This window comes from Variovorax sp. SRS16, from assembly GCF_901827165.1.
Taxonomy (GTDB): domain Bacteria; phylum Pseudomonadota; class Gammaproteobacteria; order Burkholderiales; family Burkholderiaceae_C; genus Variovorax.
In genome coordinates this window covers 156494-175568 of the sequence record NZ_LR594669.1, presented here as the reverse complement: position 1 = coordinate 175568, position 19075 = coordinate 156494, and the positions used below count along the sequence as shown (strand labels likewise).

Annotated in this window: 12 protein-coding genes; 6 read left to right on the top strand and 6 right to left on the bottom strand. The window is 62.0% G+C overall.

What is annotated here, in order from left to right; genetic code table 11:
• Positions 1 to 4 precede the first annotated feature (4 nt).
• Positions 5 to 973 (bottom strand): tripartite tricarboxylate transporter substrate binding protein, encoded by a 969-nt coding sequence (locus E5P2_RS35755; RefSeq protein WP_162571802.1) that lies wholly within the window; start codon positions 971 to 973, stop codon positions 5 to 7.
• A 147-nt stretch (positions 974 to 1120) separates the two neighbouring features.
• Between E5P2_RS35755 and E5P2_RS35750 the strand changes: the two genes are divergently transcribed.
• Genes E5P2_RS35750 through E5P2_RS35730 form a run of 5 tightly spaced genes read left to right on the top strand, consistent with a single transcriptional unit; the run spans position 1121 to position 6202 of the window.
• On the top strand, positions 1121 to 2584 hold the full coding sequence (locus tag E5P2_RS35750) for an FAD-dependent oxidoreductase (protein WP_162572131.1): 1464 nt from the start codon (positions 1121 to 1123) through the stop codon (positions 2582 to 2584).
• Positions 2581 to 3354: an SDR family NAD(P)-dependent oxidoreductase gene (locus E5P2_RS35745; RefSeq protein ID WP_232081041.1), complete on the top strand. Its 774-nt coding sequence runs from the start codon at positions 2581 to 2583 to the stop codon at positions 3352 to 3354. The genes E5P2_RS35750 and E5P2_RS35745 overlap by 4 nt, the downstream gene beginning before the upstream one ends.
• Positions 3355 to 3394: 40 nt before the next feature.
• The gene (locus tag E5P2_RS35740; RefSeq protein WP_162571801.1) at positions 3395 to 3976 is read left to right on the top strand and encodes a cysteine hydrolase family protein; all 582 of its coding nucleotides are present in this window, start codon (positions 3395 to 3397) and stop codon (positions 3974 to 3976) included.
• A gap of 19 nt (positions 3977 to 3995) precedes the next feature.
• A complete protein-coding gene (locus E5P2_RS35735) occupies positions 3996 to 4814 on the top strand; it encodes an aspartate/glutamate racemase family protein (protein ID WP_162571800.1) in 819 nt (272 codons plus the stop codon).
• Entirely contained in the window at positions 4811 to 6202 is a 1392-nt protein-coding gene (locus tag E5P2_RS35730) for an FAD-dependent oxidoreductase (RefSeq protein WP_162571799.1), read from the top strand. The genes E5P2_RS35735 and E5P2_RS35730 overlap by 4 nt, the downstream gene beginning before the upstream one ends.
• Here E5P2_RS35730 and E5P2_RS38255 read toward each other — a convergent pair.
• Together E5P2_RS38255 and E5P2_RS35725 are read right to left on the bottom strand one after the other, a co-directional pair.
• Entirely contained in the window at positions 6199 to 6330 is a 132-nt protein-coding gene (locus E5P2_RS38255) for a hypothetical protein (protein WP_269475724.1), read from the bottom strand. The two genes, E5P2_RS35730 and E5P2_RS38255, sit on opposite strands and share 4 nt — an antisense overlap.
• A gap of 93 nt (positions 6331 to 6423) precedes the next feature.
• Positions 6424 to 8043, bottom strand: coding sequence for a ShlB/FhaC/HecB family hemolysin secretion/activation protein (locus tag E5P2_RS35725; RefSeq protein WP_332107584.1), 1620 nt, complete (start codon positions 8041 to 8043; stop codon positions 6424 to 6426).
• 645 nt (positions 8044 to 8688) lie between these two features.
• On the opposite strand from E5P2_RS35725, the gene E5P2_RS35720 reads away from it, so the two are divergent.
• Complete coding sequence (locus E5P2_RS35720) at positions 8689 to 8904, top strand: hypothetical protein (protein WP_162571798.1); 216 nt, start codon at positions 8689 to 8691, stop codon at positions 8902 to 8904.
• A gap of 169 nt (positions 8905 to 9073) precedes the next feature.
• On the opposite strand, the gene E5P2_RS35715 is transcribed toward E5P2_RS35720, so the two are convergent.
• The 3 genes from E5P2_RS35715 to E5P2_RS35705 all read right to left on the bottom strand — a co-directional run bounded on the left by E5P2_RS35715 (position 9074) and on the right by E5P2_RS35705 (position 18765).
• Positions 9074 to 9331 carry a hypothetical protein gene (locus tag E5P2_RS35715; RefSeq protein WP_162571797.1) on the bottom strand — a complete coding sequence of 86 codons (258 nt, stop codon included), beginning with the start codon at positions 9329 to 9331 and terminating at the stop codon, positions 9074 to 9076.
• Between the two features lie 71 nt (positions 9332 to 9402).
• Entirely contained in the window at positions 9403 to 9786 is a 384-nt protein-coding gene (locus E5P2_RS35710) for a hypothetical protein (RefSeq protein WP_162571796.1), read from the bottom strand.
• Positions 9787 to 18765: a two-partner secretion domain-containing protein gene (locus E5P2_RS35705; RefSeq protein ID WP_162571795.1), complete on the bottom strand. Its 8979-nt coding sequence runs from the start codon at positions 18763 to 18765 to the stop codon at positions 9787 to 9789.
• Positions 18766 to 19075: the final 310 nt, after the last annotated feature.

The following is a 19075-nucleotide window of genomic DNA, read 5'->3' as shown; positions in this document are numbered from 1 at the left end:
GCGCTCATTGCAGCCCGCCGATCTTCGGAATCAGCGTCTTCCAGCGCTCGAGGTCGTCGCGGATGTAGATGGTGAATTGCGCGGGGTTCTCCAGCAGCACTTCGCCGCCCTGGTCGATGAACTGCTTGCGGAACTCGGGGCTCTGCCCGGCCTTGGTCAGTGCCGCATAGATCTTCGCCACCACGGCCGGTGGCGTGTGGGCCGGCGCGAGCAGGCCGTTCATGGTGCCGATCTCCATGCCCTTGATGCCGGCCTCCTCGAAGGTCGGCACGTCGGGCATCACGGCCAGCCGGGTGCGGTTGGCGACCGCCACCACATCCACCTTCTTCGCGGCCATCAATGCCTGGGCCGAGGTGTAGGTCGTGAAGGTCAGCTGCACCGTGCCGGCCGCCACGTCGTTGAGCGCCGGGCCGGCGCCGTTGTATGGCACGTGCACCATGTCGAGCTTGGAGCTCATGCGGAACAGCTCGCCCGCCAGGTGCGGCGCGCCGCCCTTGCCGCTCGACGAGAAGTTGAAGGTGCCGGGATGGGCCTTGATCAGCGTCACCAGTTCGGCCACCGATTGGGTGTGCACCGTCGGCGACTTGAACAGCGCCAGCGGCAGGAAGGCGACGCGGCTGATCGGCGTGAAATCGCGCACCACGTCGTAGGGCACCGGCATCAGCGCAGGATTGGCCGTGAGGTTGGTCGAGGTGTAGAGCAGCGTGTAGCCGTCGGGCGCGGCCTTGGCGACGATGTCGGCGCCGATGTTGCCGCTGGCGCCGGGCCGGTTGTCGATCAGGACGTTCTGGCCGAGCTCGGTGGACAGCGCACGCGCCAGCACGCGTGCCAGCAGATCGGTGCTGCCCGCTGCCGCGAAGGGCACGACGATGCGCACGGGTTTGGATGGGTAGTCGGCGGCTTGCGCGCCGGCCGCGCCGGCGATCAGCGCCAGCAGGCCCGCGGCCAGCATGTGCCGGCGGATCGAAATCATGGGTGTCTCCTCGGGGTCGATATGAAGCTCGACGATTCTGGATGCCATGCGCCGCGCGCCCATTCGCCGAAGCCAAAATATCAATTCAGTTTCTTCGACGCCGGGATCGCCAAAGTTGGGAAATGATCGTCGGACCTGATGGAGACGATGCGCGTGAACGACAAGGAATTCGATGTGGTGGTGGCCGGCTGCGGTGCGGCGGGTCTTTCGGCGGCGGTGGCGGCGGCGCAGGCCGGTGCGCGGGTCGCGGTGATCGAGCGCGCGACGCGCGAGGAGCGCGGCGGCCAGAGCCGCTACACCGAGGCCTACCTGCGCATGAAGAGCCACACCGAGGTCAGCGACGACTTCGAGACGCACCTGGCGGAAAACGGTTCGGGCAGCGTCGACCCCGAGCTCGTGGCCGAAGCCGCGACCGAGGCCGCGCACCGCCCTGCCCTCGTGCGCGCGCTCGGCATCGCCGACCCCAACGTCATCGAACGCCTGGCCGACAGCGCCGGCGACACGATCGCGTGGCTCGAACAGATGGGCGTGCGCTTCGACTTCCTGCCGACCCAGTTCCTCACCAAGGCGCAGCCGCGGCTCTTGCCGGTGGGCGGCGGCCGGGCGCTGGTCGAGGCGCTGGCGGCACGCGCCGAATCGCTGGGTGTCGACTTCTTCTACGAGACCACGGCCTCGGCGCTGGTGCAGGCCGACGACGGCCGCGTCACCGGCCTGAAGGTCACGGGCCGCGGCAACGCGCGCTTCGTGCTGCGCGGCGAGGTGGTGCTGGCCTGCGGCGGCTTCGAAGGCAACGCCGAGATGATGACCCGCTACATCGGACCGCGCTCGGTCCATCTGCGGCCGGTGTGCAAGGGCGGCTACTACAACCGCGGCGAAGGCATCCGCATGGCGCTGGACATCGGCGCCGCGGCCTGCGGCGATTTCGGCAGCTACCACGCGGAGCCGGTGGATCCGCGCTCCGGCGTCGCCGAGCCGTCGATCTTCATCTTCCCCTACGGCGTGCTCGTCAACCTGGATGGCGAACGCTTCACCGACGAAGCGCCCGGCACGGTCGACGCGCACTACGAGCGCGTGACGCGCCGCATCTACGAACAGCGCGAAGGCACGGCCTGGGTGGTGCTCGATGCGAAGCACCAGCGCATTCCGAATTACCGGCTCGGCATCCGCACCGACCAGCCGCCGGTGGTGGCCGACAGCCTGGATGCGCTGGCCGCGAAGATCGGCGTGCCGGCCGAGCGGCTGGCAGCGACCATCGCGCGCTACAACCAGGCCTGCGTGCCCGGCACGTCGCGGCCGCTCGAACTCGACGGCCTGGCCACGCGCGGCCTGTCACCGCCCAAGTCCAACTGGGCCGTGGCGCTGGACGAGGCGCCCTTCCATGCCTATCCGATCATCTCGGCCAATGTGTTTACCTTTGGCGGATTGAAGGTCGATGAATCGGCCCGCGTGGTCAATGGCGACGGCGATGCGATTCCCGGGCTCTATGCGGCAGGCGAAACCGCGGGGCTCTACTACGGCAACTACACCGGCGCGACCTCGGTGCTCAAGGGCCTGGTCTTCGGCCGCATCGCGGGCACGCTGTCGGCCGGCCGTCGCGCGGGGGCCCGATGAGCGGCGCGCAGGATTTCGTCGGCCGCGTCGCGCTGATCACCGGCGGCAATGGCGTCATCGGCAGCGCCGTGGCGGCCGCGTTGCGCGCCGAGGGCGCCACGGTGGTCACGGCCGACGGTGCGGCCGCGGGGTCGTGGCAAGAGGCCGATGCCGCATCGCTCGCCGTGCAGGCCGTGCGGCTCGACGTCACGGACCGGCAGGCCATCGACGGCCTGGTGCAGCGCATCGCGCAGCAGCTGGCGCCGGTCGACCTGCTGGTCAACGTGGCCGGCGTGGTCTCCTTCGGCGATGCGGAGACCCTGGCCGAGGCCGAGTGGGACCGCGTCATCGACATCAACCTGAAAGGCAGCTTCCTCGCCTGCCAGGCGGTGATCCCCGGCATGAAGCGGCTGAAGTTCGGCCGCATCCTCAACATCGGTTCGGTGGTCGGCAAGAACGCCGGCAACGCGCGCCCCTGGATCGACGTGGCCGAACAGCAGCGCGCGGGCAACGTGGCCTATGGCGTCTCGAAGGCCGGCGTGCACGTGATGACCGGCTTTCTCGCCAAGGAACTCGCGGCGCACGGCATCACGGTCAATGCGATCGCGCCGGGGCCGATCGCGACGCCGATGACCACCGATTTTCCGGCGCAGCTCCGATCGCTGATCCCGGTCGGCCGCATGGGCACGGCGCAGGACATCGTTCGCGCCGCGCTGTTTCTCGGCGCGCGCGATGCGGGCTTCATCACCGGCGAGGTGCTCGACGTCAACGGCGGCATGTTCTGCGATTGAGCGCAGTCTCTCTTTTTCTTCCAACGGCAAATCAGTTCTCATGAAATCAATCTACCTCGTTCTCGACATGCAAAACGACCTCGTCCACGCGGACGGTCCGAACGGGAAATCGCCCATGGGCGAGCAGGTGCGTGCGCGCCAGGTGGTGGCGAACACCGCCGCCGCGCTCAGGAAGGCGCGCGATGCCGGCATCGCGGTCGGCTTCGTGCGCGTCGGCTTCTCCGCCGACTACCACGAGTGCCCGAAGAGTTCGCCTGTGTTCGGTGCAGCGGCCAAGGCCGGCATCTACAAGCTCGGCACCTGGGGCACCGAGATCCATCCGGACCTGGCGGAGCAGCCGGGCGACGTGCAGGTGGTCAAGCATCGCGTGAGCCCTTTCTACTCGACCACGTTGATGGCACAGCTGCGCGCGGCCGGCATCGAGCGCATCTACTGCTCCGGCGTGTCGACGCAGGCGGTGGTGCAGGCCACGGTGCGCGACGCCCACGACCGCGACTTCGATGTGGTCGTGATCGAGGACGGCTGCTGCGCGCACTCCGAGGAGGAGCACCGCAACTCGATGGGCAGCATCGCGCGCTTCTGCCGCGTCGTGAATTCCGGCACCGTGGACTTCAAGTCCTGAATCTTCGAGCGAGCGCACCATGAGTATTCGCATCTGGCATCAGAGCTTCACGGTCCTGTCGGACCTCGGCGCCTACGACGCGGCGCTGAAGACCCACTTCCAGCGGGTCGCGCGCCCCGACACCGAGATCGTCATGCACGGCATGCGTGCCGGCACCTACCCGACCAACTACCCGGGCACCGACATCCGCTACGCCGCGGTCCAGCACCTGCATGCGACGCAGTTCATGCAGGCCGGCATCGCGGCCGAGCAGGAAGGCTTCGATGCCTATGCGATCAGCACGCTGCCCGACCCCGCGTTGCGCGAGATCCGTTCGCTGCTGGGCATCCCCGTCGTCGGCTACGGCGAATCGGCGATGCTGACCTCCTGCCTGCTGGGCGCGCGCTTCGCCGTGGTGATGTTCATCAGCCAGATGACGCCGCTGATCGCGGAGAACGCCAAGCGCTACGGCCTGTCGGAACGGCTGGCCGGCGTCTCCGATGTCGGCTTCGTCTTCAACGATGTGCTGCGCGGCTTCTCGGAGCCGGCGCCGCTGATCGAGCGCTTCCGCACCGCGGCGCGGGCGCAGATCGCGCGCGGCGCCGAGGTGATCATTCCGGGCGAGGCGCCGCTGTGCGTGCTGCTGGCGAGCCAGGGCGTTTCCAGCGTGGACGGCGTGCCGGTGCTCGACTCGCTCTCGTGCTGGATCAAGCATGCGGAGATGCTGGTCGACCTCCAGCGCCAGAGCGGCGTCGAGCGTTGCCAGAACGGCTACTACAACGAGCCGCCGCCGCGCGAACGCGTGCTCGAGCTGCTGGATTTCTACGGCCGCTCGCAGACCGCGGCCGCGGCGTCATGACGAAGACGGTGCAGACACAGCTGCTGGTGATCGGCGGCGGCCTCGCCGGCTTCGCCTGCGCGCTGCAGGCGGCCGAGGATGGCGCCGAGGTGCTGCTGATCGAGAAGACGGCCACGACCGGCGGCTCCTCGGCCATGAGTGGCGGCTGCCTCGCCTTTGCCGGCACCGACCTGCAGCAGCGCAACGACATCGAGGACTCCGACGAACTGCTGAGGCGCGACCTGATCGAGGTCGGGCAGTCGCAGAACGACGCCTCGCTGGTCGAGGTGTATGTCGCCCAGCAGCTGGACACCTACCACTGGCTGCGGGGCCACGGCGTCGAATTCAGTCCGGTGATCGAGGCCTCGTCGGGGCAATCGGTGCCGCGCGTGCACACGGTCGATCCGGCGGACATGGTGCGCACGCTGGCCGACAAGTGCAAGGCCACGGGCCGCGTCCGCGTGATGATGTCGACCGCCGCGAAGCGATTGCTGCGCAGCGACGAGCGCGCGCCGGTGCGCGGCGCGACGGCGGTGGATGCGAGCGGCCAGGCATTCGAGATCCTCGCGCGCGACGGCGTGGTGCTGGCCAGCGGCGGCTTCTGCCGCAATGCCGAGCTGGTGAACCGCTTCGCGCCGCACTACGCGGAGGCGGTGTTCGTTGGCGGCGAAGGCAATGTCGGCGACGGCCTGCTGATGGGCTGGAAGCTCGGCGCCGACATGCGCGACATGGCCTGCATCAAGGGCACCTTCGGCAAGCATCCGGTCGACACGCTCAACAACCACAGCTGCCTGGCGGTCTACAAGGGCGCGATCGCGGTCAACCAGGAAGGCCGGCGCTTCGTCGACGAGTCGCTCTCGTACAAGCTGCTGGGCGATGCGGTGATGGGCCAGTCGTACCACAGCGCGTTCCAGATCTTCGACCAGCCGATCTTCGACAGCGGCGACGACCGTGTGCGCATCCTCGACTTCGGCCGGCGCATGGAAGAGGGCCTGATGATGAAGGCCGACAGCCTGCAGGCGCTGGCGCAGCAGATCGAGGTGCCGTACGAAACGCTGCGCGCGACCGTCGATGCGTACAACAGCGCAGTCGACGCGGGCGAAGACACGGCGTTCGGGCGCAAGGCGCTGGTGCACAACCATGGCCGCCTGCTGCGCATCGAGACTGCGCCCTTCTATGCCTATCCGTCGACGGCGGCCGTGTTCGGCACCTACTGCGGATTGCGCATCGATGCACGCATGCGGGTGATCGACGTGTTCGGCGAGGCCATCGACGGCCTGTTCGCGGCAGGCGAAGTCGTCGGCGGCTTTCATGGCGGCGCCTACATGACCGGCTCGGCTCTCGGCAAGGCGGCGGTGTTCGGACGTCTTGCCGCCCGCGGTGCGGTGAAGGCCGCGGCGCAGAGCTAGCCCACGATCGAGATGGCGAGTGCCGTATATCGGCGCAGGATTCGGGCTTCCTTTGGAGTTTCCGTGTCGGCCCAGTTCTCCGCCTTGGCGTAGATCTTGTGCGTACCCGGCGCAACGTTGAACTTCATGGTTTTGTTGAATTAGTTCTGATGAAAGGTAAAAGAGGTGACGTGACTATCTGGTCGGGCGGCCTCCTTCATGCGATACGGGCGGCCGGTCGCCTAGAAGCTCACGTTCAAGCTGAAGCCTCCGCTGAGATTGGCGGTCTGGAAGCCTGCGGGCTTGGATAGCGGAGTGCCAACGAAAAAGTCGTAGCCGACCTTCGACCAATTCCCTCGAACACCCACCACAGCGCCGGCCAAATGCTTGCCGATGAGCTGGGCTGTGCTTTGGCCACCGACTTGGCCGTAGTCTGCGCCCAGGTAGAGTTCGGCTCCGGTCTGCTGAATCGCCCAACCCAAGTCGTTGCGGATGAGAACGCCGTGATCACCCATCAGCATGCTCTCGCCGTCGAAACCGCGCACCGTGTACCGGCTGCCGATCGAGAAGCGGTATTGGGGCGTCAGTGGCGTCTCGTTCCACTGACCGCGAATCAGCCCCGTGTACCTGAAGCTTTGCGAGTTGCCGCCTAGATCAAGCTTGAATGGGGCGTTCAAGTTGAACGAGTAGGTCCAGAGCTTCATGCGCTCCGTGCCCTCCCCAAACGGGTCTTCTGGAGCCTCGATGGCACCGAATGCTCCGGTGCCGCGTGTGTAGCCCAGGTTGCCTTCCAGCGTCGAATCGCCAATGAACTCCTTGTCGCTCAGGCCAGCAGTCCAGCCGCCAACGATGCGGCGCTGCACATCGATCTCGGCGTCGTCCACATAGTTGTGGTTCTCCTGGCGAAAGCCCGAGACGGACGCTATGACCTTGCGGCTCTGGTCACGGTAGAGCAGCCGCGAGAGCTTGGCTTCTGCGTTCGATGTCTCGCCCGAGTAGATGTAGTTCTGGGTCAGGCCCGCGATGCTCTGGTGGTAGCGGTTGTTCGAGGCAGTAAAGCCAGCCAGCCAATCACCGTAGGGCACGGAGTAGTGAGCGGTCTGTGCCTCGGTACCGCGGCCACGGTCACTGAAACCGTCGCCATCCACGCTGTGCATGGCATTGAAGTAGAACAGGTCGTTCAAGCCCAGGGGATTGTCGAGTGACACTGTGGCGCCGGCTTGATAGACGCCGGTTGCCTTGGTGCCGCTGTCATCCAGGGTAAGGCCCCATCGGACCTTTCGGGCCTGAACGTACTTCACGACCAGATCGCTATCGCCTGGTTTGGCATTCGCCGCAGTGGAAGGCTCGATCTTGATGTCTGTCTCGGCGGTGGGCACGCTCTTGAGATTTTCCAGACCCTGCTCGATATCGCGCAAGTTGAGCAGATCGCCGGGCTTCGCAGGAATGGCCGTGGTGAGTAAAGCAGCAGCGCCAAGCAACGGCACCGTCGAATCGGCGGTGAGGCGTATCGCTGCAATGTGACCCGGCACGAGCGTCAGCGTCAGAACACCGGTCGAAAGGTCTTGCTCGCCAGCGAGCACGCGAGAAGTGACCCACCCCTTCGCCACAAGCGCCGCCTGGGCACGTGCGAGAACAACGTTGACGCCGTTCGTACCAATGCAGCGACCAACCGGGGAGTCAGAACCGCCCGGCGCGGTCAGCCGGGAAAGCAGCCACTGGAAAGACTTGGACTCGTCGCCAATCAAAAGAACAGCATCAATGCGGAAGCATGACGACTCGGACGCGGGGAGCAAAGCATTCGGTGTCTTCGGCGCGGCCGGCCCGCGCACATCAGCATTGCGCGCGTTCTGTTCGCGCAATGCTCGCTCGCGTTCTTGCTGGAGCTGCTATTCCCCAAATGGTTGCGGGGCGCTGGCGATTTGAGCCGAAGCGGCGATTGGAAGAGCAAGGATCGCGCAAGCCAATGCGGCTGGCGATGAGTGCGAATACAAGCAAAACATTTGAAAGGTTGGAAGAGGTTTGCCGCGCAGTTGATGCGAAGCCAAGATCTGCGTTTTAAGAATCTAATAGTGAGCCAAAGCCGCCAAACCGTCCTTCGCACCCAAGCTCGCGTCAATGTGATTGGCCGCAACGGGAAGTGTTCCGGCATTGAATTGGTTGTGGTTCGTGGTCTGGTCGGATTTCCCTTGTCTTTGGCCTTTTGATGAAGGTCTCGCCCCTGGCTGGTCTCCTGCGTATCGCGTTTCGTGGTCTGCGTCCCGCGAACAATGTTGTCCGCGTTCAGGCTCAGCTTGCCGGCCGCATTGATCGTGGTACCAGCCATCGCCAACGTGTCTGCGGCCGTGATGCTCACATTCGCAAGGTTCAGCTCCAGACCGTTCTCTACAGACACGGATCAGTCTCGAATTTCCACGCCCCAAAGAAATCGACCAACCCAATAGTCAAGCTCAAAATAGCACTACCCCGCAAATTCAACCCAGGCTTCAACGCCGAAATTCCCCTGAATGCCATTCACGGGATTCACCAATGGCACGCAAATGCGGGAAAAGGAAGTTGGCGGTCGATTTGAATCTGGATTTTTGGCCTTGATTAACTGTCAAGGCACAGTTAGTCGTATGCGCTCCTGTCCAAAAGCATCCAACAGCACGCAATTATTCGGCATCCAAGAGTTTTCAAAGCAAATGAAATCGCTTGAATCAGGAAGTTTACGCCAAGCCTGATGAGCTATGTCAATGGAAAAATTATGCGACCGACCTTCAACAATCCAACTGTATGCAATGATCTTTGACCTGAGTTCCTTTAGATCATGTGTTTTCAGTCAATTAATATATTTGGCATCAAGCGCGTTGACGCCAGATTCACTGTGACGAGTGAAATGCTCAATCTCTTTTATTGAAGAGCCTTTCCGCCGCCTGAAATGAATTGATTGGTCAAAAAATTGACAAGCCCAGCTAGATCGCTAATCCTCGCTTGAGTGAGACCAAGGCCGATACCAATCGCGGTGAGATAATCCTGCTTCTCATTTACGAGTGCCCATTTATCTATCATCTGAGCTTTCTCTAATGGCGTACTCGCGGCGGCAAGCTCCTTCTTCATTTGAGCAATCTGCTGCATAGCCAGCCAGTTGTTTGCCGCATTGTCCAACATGCTACCCGGTCTTTGTGCATTCTGAGAGCTGCAAGACGTTAGTTGCACGACTCGGTCGCAACGATCAAAGATCATTTAATTAAATTCAACACCATCACCTTTCCATTGTCTTTTCCTTGTTCGGGCGCAAATATAATTGAGAGAGTGCTTTTTTTTATTTCGCCAAGCATCTCTCCCTTGAACAAACATCCTTCGGGAAATTTTGCGTAGATCGTATTTTTACTTATTTCTGCCTTTGCCAAACACGGCGCCAACGGTTCGCCTTCAAATGATTGAATTAAGATGAAGTTTTGAATATTTGAGTGAATTATTTGAACCCGTAGCCCTACCAAATCACCCTCCGTTTTTGACACCCGAATGCTTGCGTATGTCGCGTTGGCCCAATCCTGACGAGGATTTGCCATCGCAAGCGGCACGCCGATGGTCAAAAAAATCGCCAAGGTAAATTTATACATTTATTTTCCAATAAGAAAATTAAAGGCTGATTGCTGTGTTTGAATCAGCCCAATTCGACCAATTCCTGCAACGCCGTAAGGGTCGATATAAAAATGAACATCGTCTGGTTTCGAGAAATTTCCACCCCATGAGAGTCCCGCTTGAGCTGCAGTATCTCTTAGAATTGCCCGCTGTTGATCTGCTGTCAACCCACCGGAAATGTCTTCCAATTTTCCGTAGCGGACATCAACTGCGAGACCTGCATTATGCAAACTACTATCGCCGGCTGGTGTATAGACAGCGCCGCTAACCGGTTGCCCAGACACACGAAACGAACTATTAAAGGTGATAGTTACGCCCTGGTCGGCCGCCAATCCCATCCAGTCTTCCAATGCCGTCGCCATGCGAGGGTCAACATACGCATCGCCGTATCCAGGCAGGGAAATTGGAACCAAAGTATATCCACTGCGGGTCAATGCCTCGACACTGTTGCCAAGATGCAGCAGCTCATTGTTTGCAGCAGCATTTGCCCCAGCTTGAGCAGTAATATTTATGTCCGAAGCGTTTCCACCTATCATTGCACCGGCGAGACCAGCAAACATTTGAGAAAATGCAACTATCGCGGTCGTGTTTTGAGCCTCATTCGCTAGGGCAAAGCTAGCGGCCAAATTTCCAACTACAGCACCAATTGCGCCCGCGCCGCAGCTGCTGCCGCCGCTTGAGTTTGCTACTGCAGTGCGTCCGGCTCCAATTGCGCATCCAGCAATCGCGTGCGCAATCTCTGTCGTAAAGCCTGTCAATGCCGGATTCGCCCCGACGCGACTGTCACCGATCGCAAATGCGGTCTGCGCCGCAACGGTGTCGATCAACCCCGTCTCAAGCGCCTGCGCAAGATTTTTCTCAAAGCTTCCGCCGTTGATTGCAGTATTTGTAGCGGCCTTGGCTGCCGCTGCAGCGACATTCTGTTGGAGCTGGGTGAAGAAGGCCTGGTCGCCACCACCAGGTAGACCTATGGGACTTAAGCCCAAATTTTCTAGCGCACCGCCGGTGATGATCGCAGTTGCCAAGCTCTTTACATTTGCGCTCGATCCGAGATCGTGCAGCGTTGCCGCAATGTTGCCTTGGTTGTTGATCAACGCAACGGCCGCCTCCCCTGCCAACGCCGAGAGCCCCGCCGTCACGGCACCGCCAACAATAGATGATGCTGTAGCGCCGCCAGCAGCAATGAATCCGCCCTCACCAAGAGTGGCAACCGTTCCGCCGGCGACCGTCGTCCCTGCGGATGTTCCCGCTGCTGCGCCAAGCTCACTGGCCGCCCCGGCCGTAAAGTAGGCCACGACCAGCGTCACGATCGCCGCACCCTCAGGCGTCAGGCCCTGCTGCTCGGAGTTCCAGTTCTTGTGGGCTTCCTCAACCGCAGACCAGTTGACCTTGCCTTGCAACGCCGGATCGCTGTTGAGCTGCTGCGCCCAGCTCATGCCCGGCTGCTGGGCCAAGGCCGCCAAGCTGTCCTTCGCACCCAAGCTCGCGTCAATGTGGTTGGCCGTAACGGCAAGTGTTCCGACATTGAATTGGTTGTAGTTCGTAGTCTGGTCGGACTGGCCCTTGTCCTTGATCTTCTGATACGCAAGGTCTCGCCCCTGGCTGGTCTCCTGCGTATCGCGTTCCGTCGTCTGCGTCCCAAGAACCAGGTTGTCCGCATTCAAGCTGAGCTTACCGGGCGTATTGACCGTGGTGCCAGCCATCGCCAGTGTGTCCGTGGCCGTGATGCTCACATTCGCACCGCTCAGCGTCGTGCGCGTGAGCGACGAATCGTCGATGGTGGTATCAGTCGTCTTTTTGGCGTTGAAGCCTGTGCTCGGGTCGGCATAGATGGCTTGTCCAACACTGGTGAACCCTTTGCTGCTGGAGTTGCTCGTTCCTTCAATGCTGGTGCTGTTGACGGCCGCCTTCATCCCAACCTCCGTGCCAATGATCGAGATGTCCTTGGCAGCGCTGACTTGCGCGCCTTCGAGGAAGACGGTTCCTCCCGCTTGAAGGAGGACTCCGCCTTGGTTGCTTTGGATACTGCTCGGTGCTGCCGTATCGGTTCGAATTTCGAGCTCAGTTGAATTCGACTTGGACGAAGGCCCCACCGATGGCAGCCCAACAAGCGCGCTCCCCAGGCCCAACGTTCTGCTGGAAGTCGCCGATGAGATCGACGTGTCTGTGGTGTTGCGTCCCTCCCAGACATTCAAGTTGTTGCCAGCTTGAACGAGAACACCCTCGGTCCCGCTGATCTGCGAGCCTTCGATATTGATGTTGTGGTTCGCTGTCAGCGCGGTCAGACCGCCCGAGAAACTGCTGCCGACGCTGGTCGTGCTGGATGAATAGATCGTGCTGCTGGTGGTGGAGCTGCTGAGAATGTTCTTCTTGCTGGACTGGCGACCCTGGACCGTCATCTGCGAGCTTTCGCCATCGCTGATGTTGGTGTCGTGATCCGCGTGAACGCTCAGGAAGCCATCGCCGCTGCTGACCGTGGCCCACCTCGCGTTGATATCGTTGTTCGCGGACAGGGCCGTGGTCCCATTGGTGGAGAGGGTCGAGCCGACTTCCTGGCTGTTCGAATAGCCGATGTAGTTGCCCGGACTGGAGGCCATCAACTGCCGCTCACCCGTTTGGACGGTATCCAGATGGATGTTGTGCTTGGCGGTGATCGACGTCAGGCCGCTCGCCGAATCTCCGCTCTGGTTCTTCACAATAGCGGCGGCCAAGTTCACATCGTTGCCGGCACTCGCGACGAGGGTTCCGCCCGGATTGGTCACGTACAGGCCTGCGACGCGATCGACGACGGTTTTAGCCCCCATCGCACTCGACGTGCTGCTGGTCGTGGTCTGGACATTGATGTCATGCCCTGCCTGAAGCGTCATCGAGTTCTTCGCATCGATCGTTCCGCCGATGTCATTGATATCGTTGACCGCAGTCACGGCGACGCTGCCCCCGGAGATGCGGCCGCCCAAGTTGTTGACGTTGTCGGCGGTGATGGATACGAGCGTGCGTCCGGCGATCGTTCCGGTATTGGTCACATCGCCGGTGCCCGGTGCGGCATTGATGACAGTCTTGTCCGCCGACAGCAATGCCCCCGAGCCATCGATGTCCCCCGGCTGCACGCGCACATAGACCTGAGGCACGAGCACTTGTTGGGTGGTGCCATCGGGCAGTGTCACCGTCTGCGACACCAGCCAAACGATGTCGCTGGTAAGTTGCGCCATCTGCGCGACCGTGAGTGCCACGCCGACTGTCAGACCATACTGTTTCGCGAACGTCGCACCGGCACTCATCAGCGCCGTGTACTCGCTTTCGTCATCCGAGTAGCCGCTGACGTACCGGTAGCCGGTCAGCTGCATGACCTGTTGGTCGATCAACAGCTGCTCGTAGAAGCCATCGCCTAGGCGCTTCTCGGTGTTGTCCGGATCGAGCCCGAGGTTGTTCATCAAATAGTCGCTGGACAGCCACGTCCGGTAGTCGGCGAATCGGGGATCGGTCTCGATCAGGTAGTGGCTGGTGCTACCCGGTTCCAGCGAGAACAGGCTTGCTCGCGGCAGCGCCGCGTTCGGCGTGCTGGTGCGAACCACGGTCGAGACGGTCTGGCTGGCGCTTGTGCCCGATGCGCCGTCCGCAGCGTTCGCAGACCCGGCCGAGCTGCCGCTCGCATTGATCACTGTACCGACGTTCGCGACAACCATGATGGTTGCAGGACCGTTCTTTGCGCTGACCGCGCCGGTGCCTGCCGCGCTGCCGCGGGCTCCATTCGCGTCCGGCGCTGCGCCAGCATTGAAGCCGCCCGTCGCATTCGTGTTGCCTTCGTAGACGAAGGTGCCCAGCGAGATGGTGGCGGGCGGGTCCGCTGGCTTGACGAGCGGAATGTACGCGCCATTGCCGCTCCCATCGAAGGCCCAGGTGTAGCCGAAATAGGTCTTGACGGCGGTACCCTGGGTCGTCTCGTTGTCGGGACTTGGCGCGGTCAACGTTCCGCCGGCAATGACCTTGCTGTCCTTGTTGGACAGATGGCCGTTGATCGACAGATTGCCGCCCGCGATGATCTGCGCGGGGTCTTGGTTCGTCGCGATGTCTCCGGTCGTCGTGGTCGTGACGTGCCAGTCGCCGTAGCCGATGCCGACCAAGGTCTGGGTGCCATTCGGGTTGGTGTGCCAGACCTGGCCTGTGATCGGATTGCCGGTGGTGTCGGTGATGCTCCAGATCTTGTTGTCCGCCGTCGTAGCAAGATAGTCATCGGTCTTCGATGTCGTGCCCTGAGTCACCGTCAGATGCATGTCCACATTGTTGACGGCCGCCATCGAGATGGACATGTCCCCCAGCGACTGGATCATGGCGCTGTGGTTGTTGAGGGTGCTGCCCTGTCCAGTGGCATATCCGTTGGCATTCAAGGCGCCCCCGATGTACATGTCACCGGCGCTGAAGATCAGCGCATCGTCGCTGTTGTTGATCGTGCCGGCGCCGATATCGACGCTGGATCGGCCGGCGATGGTCGCGGCTGTAATAGTGCCGGAGACGTTCTCGGCACTGTTGTTCAACGTGCCTGCACCAATCGCAACTGCATCACCGTAGACACGGCCTGTGCCGATGTTGTTGACCGTTCCTGCGTCGATTCGGGTTTGGCCCTGGTTATCGATCAACCCTCTGTTGCTCAGAGTCGTGGCAGATATCTGGGTGTCCGTGCCGCTCATCTCAGCGGCGGCGGTGTTCTCGACAACGTTCCCGCCAGCCGTGAGGGTTCCACCGGCAATGAGCTTCCCGTTGTTGGTCAGGTTGCCAGTGGTGGTGTACATGAGGTTGCCGTCGGCCTCGATATCAGCGTTGTTGATGACGTCCTGGGTGAGGGCAACGCTGAGGTTCTGGCCCGAAGTGAAGGTGCCATCGGCGCTGAACCTGGCTGCATCGAGCTTGAGGCTCTTGTTTGCCGTCAGCGTGCCCGCTGCGTTTGTGATGGCAAGAGTCTTGGCTGCGGGGTTCGCAGCGTTTGGGTCGACAATGGCCAGCGTGTCGCCAGCCGAGATCAGACCGGATGAGTTGTCGACTATGCCGCTTGCCGTGATCGTCGTATTGCCGGTCGCACGGTCGCTGCGAATGGCGCCGGCCGTGTTGTTGAGGTTTCCTGTCGTGATTGTGACGTTCTGGCCTTCGATGCCTTGATTCGTGCCAGAGGTCGAACTGTTGTCGATCGATGTTGCGACGACGGAAGTATTGCCGTTGGCCCGAAGCAAGCCAGCATTGTTGATGACATTGCCGGCGTTGACACTCAAGTCACCAACGGCTTGAATTTGACCGCCAGTATTGTTGAACGCTGCACCTTGGGTGTTGATCGTGACGCCTGCCTGTCCAACGATCACACCATCATGGATATTCGAAACGGCACCGGTCGTTGCTGCCAGTGCATTCTTTGAACCGATGAAGCCAGCCGAGTTGTTGAGCGCGCCCGAATTAAGTATCAAGGTATCGGCACTGGCGATGCCGCCCTGACCTTCGGCCGGTCCGGTGCTCGCATACCCCGCAGCGTTGCTATTGTCGAGTGCTTGACCATGGGTGTTGACGGTCATCGCCGCGCCCGACTGGATCAACCCTGCGTCGTTGATCAAGGCACCGGAGTTGATACCCACGGTCGTCGTGGCAGCAATGGTCCCCTGGGCGTTGTTGAGCGTGCCGCCGTGGGCGTCGATCGAGACGGCGTTGCCGGAAACCGTACCGTGATCATTGATCAGCCCGCCGTTATTAAGCGTCGTGGTGCCAGCGGCTTCCAACGAGCCGCCTGTGTTGGTTGTGGCGTCACTGGTCGTGACGCCCAGATTGCCGGTGACGGCGACCACATGGCCGTTGGTGCTATCCAGGCTGGCTGCCGAAATCGTCGTGCTGCCGTTCGAGGCCAACGTGCCGTCGACATTGGTTGCTGCGCCCATGATCGTTGCCGCCAAGTTACCAACTGCGGTTAGGCCGCCCGTTTCGCTCTTGAGGCCGCCGGCGTTGACGGTGGCGTTGCCGCCTGCGGCGATCGTGCCGGCCGCGCTGTTGTCGAGCAGCCCCGAAGTGGTGACGGACAAGTCCGAAGTGCCGGCCGCTCGAACGGTCGAGCCTTGGTTGTTCAAGGTGCCCGCAGCGATCGTCGTGGCACCATTGCTCGCGATCGTGCCGCCTACGCTGTTGTCCATGGCGCCAGCCACGTTGATGTTCGTCGCGCCGGCGCCAGTCTGCACAATCTGGCCGCCTCGGTTGCTCAGTGAGCCAGCATTCAGGTTGATTTGTTTGGCGGTCGTGGTGCCGCCGTCTTGGTCGAAGACGCCGCTGAAGTTGGCAGCCAGTGCGCCGTTGGTCGTGATCTGACCGTTCGCGCCGCTCAAGCTGCCGCCCGTGATGCCAAGCGCGCCGGCGCCCGCGTGCTCGATCCGGCCATTCGTGTTGGTGATCGACCCAGCTTGCAGCGTCAAGTCCTGACCGTTGCTGGCGATCAGACTGTCCGTGTTGACGATAGTGCCCGAAGCGGCGATCGTGCTGGCTTGTGTTCCGGTCTGAACGATCTGGCCGCCATTCGTACTCGCGATATTCGACGCACGCAGGTCAAGCACGTTGACGTTCAGGACACCGGCATCGTTGATCAGGGTCTGAGCGGACTGTGTATTGGCCGCGATCGCCAGCGTGCCGGGTGTGACAACATTGGCACTGCTCGTCGTCACATTGCCCTGCGTGGCGGTGATGGCGATGTTGGATGCGCTCGTTTTGCTGTTCGTGAGATCGACGCTCGCGCCTTGCAGATTGGCATTGCCGGCCGCCAGGTTGGTGCCTGTCGCTGCCAGAGCATTCGTGGTGGTAACAGACAGGTCGCCTGCCGTGCCCAGGCTGCCGTCCGCATGGATACCGGCTCCGAGAGTGCCAGCGCCTGCCAAGCTGTCTGCAGCGATCGTGGTGTGACGGCCCGATGTGATGCCGCCGTCATTGAATGCAGCGCCTGCGACGGACATGCTCGTGTCATTGGCAGCGCGAAGCGAACCACTTGAGCCGTTGACGAGCGAGCCGGCCTGTACGCTCAAATCGGTCGCCGCGCCGATGCTGCCGGTATTAATCAGCGCATGGATGACTGTCAAAGACGTGCCAGCCGCTGCCGACTGGATGCTGCCGAGCGTGTTTTCCAGGGACTGACTCTTGATCGTCACTGCTTGGTTTGCAAGCAAAGTCCCTGAAGCATTCGAGAGCCCGCCACTGACCTTGGCCGAGAGGGCTCCAGCAGCGGAAATCGTGCCCTGGGCGTTGTTCGCTGTACCCCCGGCCGATATGTTCGCATCGCCGTCGCTGGTCAGGATGCCCGCCGTGTTGTTGAAGTCGCCCGTTGTGGTGACGCCGATGCTGCCCGCATGCACGGTTCCGGCAGAGTTGTCGAAACTGCCGACATTGGCGCTGAAGGCGTTGTTGACGTTGAGATGGCCGCCCGCGTTGCTGAACGCCGGCCCCGAGACCGCCATGCTGTCGACACTCAGCGTGCCGCCAACGTTCGACGCATTGGGCGTTTGAAGCGAAATGGGACCGGAGGCATAGATATGGCCTCCGTCATTCTGAATGGCGCCGGCCGCGGAAACGGTCCCCGGGGCAATCGGTGCACTGGCTGGCGTGGTAGAGGGCTCGGTCGATGTGCCGCTGCTTGTACCGCTACCACTGCCGGTTCCCGCATTGCCGCTCGAACCTCCGCCGGCAGTGCCGTTAGCACCCGCGCCAGACGATCCGCTACCGCTGTCGCCGGAAGTAGCGGGCACCGGCTCAGCACCGATCGTGCCGCCTTGCGTGTTCATCAGGCTAGGTGCGGCCAGGGTCAAAGCTGCATAGCTGCTCTGACGTATCGTCCCGTTCGAATTGACAATGTTCCCGGCCGTGCTCGAAAGGTCGACCCGCTGTCCTTCGAGCGTGCCGCCGATGTTCGACAGGTCGCCGGTGGATGCGACCTTGAGGCTTCCACCGCTGAGTACGCTACCGGTGTTCACGACCGATGATGCGGTGAGGCTTGCATCAGACGCTGCTTGAATGGTTCCGCTGTTCTGCAACAGGCCGGCCGAGTTGACTACGAACTGCCCGGCACTCATGAGCCCAGACGGCGCCCCGGTTGCAGTGGCCTGGATGGCTCCCGCATTGCGCATGCCCAAGCCGGCTTCCATTCCGACCAGGAAGATGTGGTTGGCGAACATGCCGCCAATCGCGGCCACATCGAAGGCGAACGTGGGCGCTACGCCGGTACTCGTTGTGGGTGATATCTGGGTGGCATCAGCCGAGATTTGATTTGCACCTGTGACGACCTGAAGGTCGGTCGCATGGATGGCGCCGTTGATCTGGACTGCGCGAGCGAGGATGGCCGCGTAGTCGGTGTGACTCAGATCGAGGCCCGCGCCATTGACGGTGACGGTGCCGCTACGCACTGCGTAGCTGTCCAAGGTCCCGGTGGCACTAAGCTGTGGCGCGCCGGTAGTCAGCGTGGCCTTGCTGGCGTTGATGAAGCCGCCGCCGTCCACGGCGATACCGGCCGGGTTGGCAACGATGACTTCCGCCTTCGATCCGCCGACCTCGATGTAGCCGCGTATCTGGGTGGGGTTGCCGCTGTTGATCTCGTTGAGAATGATCCTGGCCGGTCCTGTCGCGAGCCACGGGTTGCCCTGAATGTAGCCCCCGAGTTGAGTTTGGACTGTCTTGCGTGAGTTATTGAGCACCACGCCACTGCTCGGGACATCGAACTGACTATAGATGTTGGTGGACACCCTCTGGGAGTTGGGAGTCTGGATATTGGCCACGGCCACTCCGTTGGGTGCCACCAGCACGGTCGGGCGCAATGTGCCTGGAACGTTGGATGCACCGACGATTTGGGCATGTGCCGAGGCCGAACCGATGATCAGTGCAAGCGCGATACCCACCGCTGCCGAAGTGATGCCCTTGGCCTTGCCCATGCAGGTGGCGGTTTCCTGCACCACCATCAGCGCGCTGCGTTGAAGACTATACGAAAGCAGTTCTTATTCATCGAGCGAGCAGATGGGAACAAAGAGCGCAGCCCTGCACGCAACGTTCTGATGAGCAGCGCGGCTGCAATTGCGTGGCGGAGACGCGGCCGGTGATTTTTGTTCACCCTGATCAGATCGAATCTGAACAATTGTTCTCTGCTTTGCAGAGCATGACGGCCGACTTGACCGAGCTTCGCCTGGCTGCCGTCCTTCCTGAGCTACTAACGCCAGGAGGCCGTGCTCGGCCTGGGGCTAGAGGCCTCCAGCTTCCCGCTTGAGCGGGAAC